The sequence below is a fragment of the Microbacterium sp. genome (assembly GCF_035687345.1).
GTDB lineage: Bacteria > Actinomycetota > Actinomycetes > Actinomycetales > Microbacteriaceae > Microbacterium.
In genome coordinates, this window is the sequence record NZ_DASRXZ010000047.1 from 1 (window position 1) to 5594 (window position 5594).

Consider the following 5594-nt stretch of genomic DNA (forward strand, 5'->3'; position numbering starts at 1 on the left):
CAACGATGACTGAGATCTTCGACGGCTCCATGCGCGGGCGCACGATGTACATCGTGCCCTTCTCGATGGGCGCCGTCGGCGGCCCGCTCTCGCACATCGGCGTCCAGGTCACCGACAGCGCCTACGCGGTCGCCTCGATCGGGATCATGACCCGCGTCGGCACCGCGGTGCTCGAGGAGATCGCCGCCGGGAAGCACTGGGTCAAGACGGTCCACTCCGTCGGCGCCCCGCTCGCGCCGGGCGAGCAGGACGTCGCGTGGCCGTGCAACGACGAGAAGTACATCGTCCACTTCCCCGAGACGCTCGAGGTGTGGTCTTACGGATCCGGCTACGGCGGCAACGCGATCCTCGCCAAGAAGTGCTTCGCGCTGCGCATCGCGTCGGTCATCGGTCGCGACGAGGGCTGGATGGCCGAGCACATGCTGCTCATCCGCGTGATCGACCCCGCGGGCCGCGCGTACCACATCGCCGCCGCGTTCCCCTCGGCGTGCGGCAAGACGAACCTCGCCATGCTGCGACCGACCATCCCCGGCTGGCGCGTCGAGACGCTCGGCGACGACATCGCATGGCTGCGCCCCGGCGAGGACGGGCGCCTCTGGGCGATCAACCCCGAGGCGGGATTCTTCGGCGTCGCTCCGGGCACCGGCGAGTCGACGAACGTGACCGCGGTCGAGACGCTGTGGGGCAACACGATCTTCACGAACGTCGCCCTGCGGCCCGACGGCGATGTGTGGTGGGAGGGCCTCACCGATGAGCCCCCGGCCGAGCTCATCGACTGGGAGGGCAAGCCCTGGACGCCGGCATCCGGTCGCCCCGCCGCGCACCCGAACTCGCGCTTCACCGTGAGCGCCGCGCAGTGCCCGCAGATCGCCCCCGACTGGGACAAGCCGGAGGGCGTGCCGCTCGACGCGATCCTGTTCGGCGGCCGCCGCGCGACGAACGTGCCGCTCGTGATCGAGGCGACCGACTGGGCGCACGGCGTGTTCCTCGGATCGACGATCTCGTCGGAGCGCACCGCCGCCGCCGAGGGAACCGTCGGCGAGCTGCGCCGCGACCCGTTCGCGATGCTGCCGTTCTGCGGCTACAACATGGCGGACTACTTCGGCCACTGGCTCAAGATGGGCCAGAAGCTGCGCTTCGACCGCGCCCCGCGCATCTTCCAGGTGAACTGGTTCCGCAAGGGCTCGGACGGCCGATTCCTGTGGCCCGGCTTCGGCGACAACGCGCGCGTCATCGACTGGATCGTCCGTCGCATCGAGGGCGAGGTTCCCGCGGTCGACAGCCCGATCGGGCGCCTGCCGCGCACCGAGGACCTCGACCTCGAGGGCACGGACGTCACGCCGCAAGACCTCGAGGAGCTCTTCGCGATCGACCGCGACTCGTGGCTGAAGGAGGCGGACCTCACCGAGGAGTTCTACGCCCAGTTCGAGGGGCGCGTCCCCGCCGCGCTGCAGGCGGAGTTGGCGGCGCTGCGGTACCGACTCCAGCGGTCCTGACACAGCAGCGGCGGATGCCCGTCCCGCGATGCGCGCGGGGCGGGGCATCCGTCACCGCTGTCGTCCTCAGACGAGCAGCTGGTGCCGCGCGAGGTCGCGGTACAGAGGCGTCGACTCCACGAGCTCCGAATGCGTGCCCTGGCCGACGACGCGCCCGTGGTCCATCACCACGATGTGGTCGCTGTCGACGACCGTCGAGAGGCGGTGTGCGATCACGATGAGCGTGCGGCCCGTCGCGACCGCGTCGATCGCGTCGCGCATGCGCTGCTCGTTCAGCCCGTCGAGCGACGACGTCGACTCGTCGAGGAGCAGGATCGGGGGAGCGGCCAGCAGCGCCCGCGCGATCGCGAGGCGCTGACGCTCGCCGCCCGACAGCATGACGCCGCTCTCGCCGACGGGTGCGTCGAGCCCGAGCGGATTGCGCTCGAGCACCTCGGTGAGGTTGACCGCGTGCAGCACGCGTTCGCACTCGGCATCGGATGCGTCGGGCGACGCCAGTCGCAGGTTGTCGCCCAGCGTGCCGGCGAGCGTCGGGGCGTCCTGCTCGACGTACCCGAGCCGAGCGCGCAGCGCGTCGCGGTCGAGCGCGCGCACGTCGACGCCGTCGATGAGGATCGCGCCCGACGTCGGGTCGTAGAACCGCTCGATGAGCGCGAGCGTCGTGCTCTTGCCCGCGCCGGACGGACCGACGAGCGCGACGCGCGAGCCCTGGGGCACGCGGAACGACACCCCGCGCAGCACCTCCGCGTCCGGGGCGGGGGTCGCGGCATCCGGCTGTGCGCCCTCCGGCAGATCGAGGAGGGCCGTGTCGACGTGCGCGCTCTCGAGCATCGCGAGCGCCTCGGTCTCGGCCTTGCGGCGTGCCGCGACGACGTCCTCGGGGTACGAGAAGCGCACGTCGCGGAACTCGATCGCCGCGGGCGGTGCGTCGCCGTCGGCGGACGGCGCCGGCGCCGTCTCTGCCACGCGCACCGCGATCTCGGCGTCGCGCGCGGTCTCGGTCGGCAGGTCGAGGATCTCCTGGATGCGCCCGAGCGCGCCGAGCGCCTGGTTGACCGACGTGATCGCGCCGATGAACGACCCGAGCGGGCCGACGAGCATGAACAGGAACATCACGAACGTCACGAGGGCCGCGATCTCGATCGCGCCGGATGCCACGCGGAACCCGCCCACGCCGAGCACGACGAGCAGCGACAGCTGCAGCGCGATGCCTGCGACCGGCACGACGAGCGCCGACACCTTCGCGATGCGGACGCCCACCTGGTACGCCTGCTCGGCGAGACCCGTGATCGCGACGCGCTCGCGCTCGCTCGCGCCCGATGCGCGGACGGTGCGGATCGACCCGACGGCGCGCTCGACGCCCGACGCGAGCTCGCCCACCTTCTCCTGCTGCTGGCGCGTGGCTTTGCGGATGCGTCCGCTCAGGAACCCGACGACCGTGATCGAGGCCCCGATCACGACGACGATGAGCAGCAACAGGATCGGGTCGATGAAGGCCATCGCCACGATCGCGCCGACGAAGATGAGGGCGTTGCCGACGGCATCCGCGAGTCCCTGTGTGAGCACCGCGTAGAGGAGTGTCGTGTCGGTGCCGACCCGCGAGACGAGGTCGCCCGTGCGGCGCGCATCGAACTCCGAGATCGGCAGGTGCAGGATGCGCGAGATGAGCTTGCGGCGGCTCGAGTAGACGACCGCGGTGCCTGTGCGCTGCAGCAGGTAATGCTGGTACCCCGAGATGACGGATGCCGCGATCACGAGCGCGACGAGCAGCCACACGAGCTGCCCGAGCGGGTCGCCCGCCTGCACGAGCGTGATCACCTGGCCGACGACGAGCGGCTGCGCGAGCATCGCGATCGCTCCGATGACGCTCAGCGCCGCGACGACGGCCAGGACGCCCTTGTGCTCGAGCAGGAACGGGATGAGCTGTTTGAGGCTCGCGCGAGGCCCGTCGTCTTCGGAGCGACGTCCGCGGGGGCGGCGTCCGGCAGGAGCGGTGGTCGACATGGCGATACCTCGGTGGGGTGGGAGGGAGAAGCGGCGACAACGCCTACTCTCGACCGTACTTCTTGTGGACGGCCTGTCGGGTCACGCCGAGGGCGGCGGCGATCGCCTGCCACGAATAGCCGAGGTTGCGGGCGCGGCGCACCTGCACCTCTTCCGCGCGCGACAGCTCGCGTCGCACCTCGGCGAGGCGATGCAGCTCGGCGATCGGCTCGCGCTCGTCGGCGGCGCCGATGAGGGTGCTGATCTGGTCGCCGCTCACGGTGTGTCCTTCCGGATGCCTCGCCCGAGGCATCCGTGTCAACCGTAGTTGACGCAGCGAGAGAGTGTCAACGTGAGTTGACACCTGCTCGCCGACGGCGAACATGGACGAGCACGAATAAGGCCCGGCCTCCGAAGAGGCCGGGCCTTCCTGCTGGAACAGGTCTCAGTGGGCCATCGCCGCGAGCGCGTCGGGGTCGATCGTCGCGATCGAGCGGGTGTCCTGGAACGCCCGGACGCCCTCGATGCCCTGCTCGCGACCGAAGCCGGACTGCTTCATCCCGCCGAACGGCGCACGCAGGTCGAGGCGCGTGGCGCCGTGGTCGTTCACCCACACGTAGCCGCACACGAGCTGCGAGCCGATGCGCTGCGCTGCGCCGGCGTCGGCCGTCCAGACCGAGCCGCACAGGCCGCCCCACGTGTCGTTCGCGAGACGCACGGCCTCGTCCTCCGTGTCGAACGGGATGATCGGGATCACCGGGCCGAACTGCTCCTGCGTCACGACGCGCAGGGAGAGATCGGGATCGATCACGATCGCCGGGCGGAGGAAGTTGCCGCCGGCCAGGTCGCCGCCGGGAAGCTCGCCGTACTCGCGCACCTCGGCGCCGGCGTCCTTCGCCTCGCGGATGATGTCCTCGACGAAGGCCTTCTGCGCGCCCTGGTGCAGGGGTCCCATGGTCGTGCCCTCGTCGAGCCCGTAGCCGATGACGGCCTTGTCGAGGCGCGCCTCGAGCCCTGCGACCAGCTCGTCCATCCGCGAACGGTGCACGAACACGCGCTTCGCGTTCATGCAGATCTGTCCGGTCGTGTCGAAGATCGCCGCGTACAGCCGATCCAGGTGCGCGTCGTCGAGGATCGCGTCCTCGAGGAAGACGGCCGGGTCGTTGCCGCCGAGCTCGAGCGTGACGCGGGTCAGTGTCTTGGACGCCATCTCCATGATGCGCTTGCCGCCGTTGACGCTTCCCGTGAAGCAGACCTTCGCGACATCCGGGTTCTGGATGAGCCCGGCCATGTTCTCGTCCTTGCCGCTGATGACGTTGAGCACGCCCGCCGGGAGCTTCTCGGCCACGCGCTGCACGACGCGCGCGGTCGCGAGCGGCGTCGTCGGCGGGACCTTGACGATCGCGGTGTTGCCCGCAAGCAGCGCGTGGGGGAGTGAGGCGCCGAGGATGGCGATCGGCCAGTTGAAGGGGACGATGATCGTCACGACCCCGAGCGGCTGGTACGACACCTCCGTCGAGACCGGGATCGCGCCCGGAACGACGGGCAGCGTCTTCGAGGTCTCGACCTCGTCCTTCAGCGCGAGCGCGAGGTTCCAGCGGATCTCGAAGACGAGCGCGTCGATCCACGCCTCCATGCGGATCTTGCCGTTCTCCTGCGACAGGATCGCAGCGTCTTCATCGCGGTCGTCGGCGATGCCGGCGATCGCGTCGGCCATCGCCTTCGCGCGGCCCTCGGCGCCGAGAGCCGCCCATGCGGGATACGCGGCCTTGGCCGCAGCGACGGCATCCGCCACGTCCTGCGGCGAGGCCGACGCCGCCTCACCCACGATCACACCGGGCTTGCCCGGATCGGCGACCTTGAGGACCTCGTCGGTGAACCGCTCCTCCCCGCCGATGTACAGTCCAGTCCGCACCTTCGCGGACGTCTCCACCACGTCGGACATCTCGACGACCACCTCTCCGTGTGTCAAAGATTCGATGCACGCGAATCAAACCCGCGGGCGCTTCCAGCGTGCCCCTTCGCGACGCGGGTGGCAAGATCGGCGACAAAATTCTCACGAATCTCGTATGCAATACCGAGTGCGCGTTACCCTCGAATCAGCAAACCGAGGAC

Annotated in this window: 4 protein-coding genes; 1 reads left to right on the forward strand and 3 read right to left on the reverse strand. The window is 70.2% G+C overall.

Features of this window, described 5'->3' with window-relative positions; all coding sequences use genetic code 11:
• A partial coding sequence (locus VFF97_RS05700) for a phosphoenolpyruvate carboxykinase (GTP) (protein WP_325032524.1) occupies positions 1 to 1496 on the forward strand: 1496 nt, incomplete at its 5' end.
• Positions 1497 to 1562: 66 nt separating this feature from the next.
• Here VFF97_RS05700 and VFF97_RS05705 read toward each other — a convergent pair.
• From VFF97_RS05705 to VFF97_RS05715, 3 genes are all read right to left on the reverse strand, one after another.
• Positions 1563 to 3500 carry an ABC transporter ATP-binding protein gene (locus VFF97_RS05705; RefSeq protein ID WP_325032525.1) on the reverse strand — a complete coding sequence of 646 codons (1938 nt, stop codon included), beginning with the start codon at positions 3498 to 3500 and terminating at the stop codon, positions 1563 to 1565.
• Between the two features lie 43 nt (positions 3501 to 3543).
• Entirely contained in the window at positions 3544 to 3744 is a 201-nt protein-coding gene (locus VFF97_RS05710; RefSeq protein ID WP_414684228.1) for an AsnC family protein, read from the reverse strand.
• A gap of 180 nt (positions 3745 to 3924) precedes the next feature.
• On the reverse strand, positions 3925 to 5424 hold the full coding sequence (locus VFF97_RS05715; RefSeq protein ID WP_325032527.1) for an aldehyde dehydrogenase family protein: 1500 nt from the start codon (positions 5422 to 5424) through the stop codon (positions 3925 to 3927).
• Positions 5425 to 5594: the final 170 nt, after the last annotated feature.

Coding starts and splice junctions, on each gene's coding strand:
- VFF97_RS05705 (WP_325032525.1), bottom strand. CDS start 3,500: ATGTCGACCACCGCTCCTGCCGGACGCCGCCCCCGCGGACGTCGCTCC.
- VFF97_RS05715 (WP_325032527.1), bottom strand. CDS start 5,424: ATGTCCGACGTGGTGGAGACGTCCGCGAAGGTGCGGACTGGACTGTAC.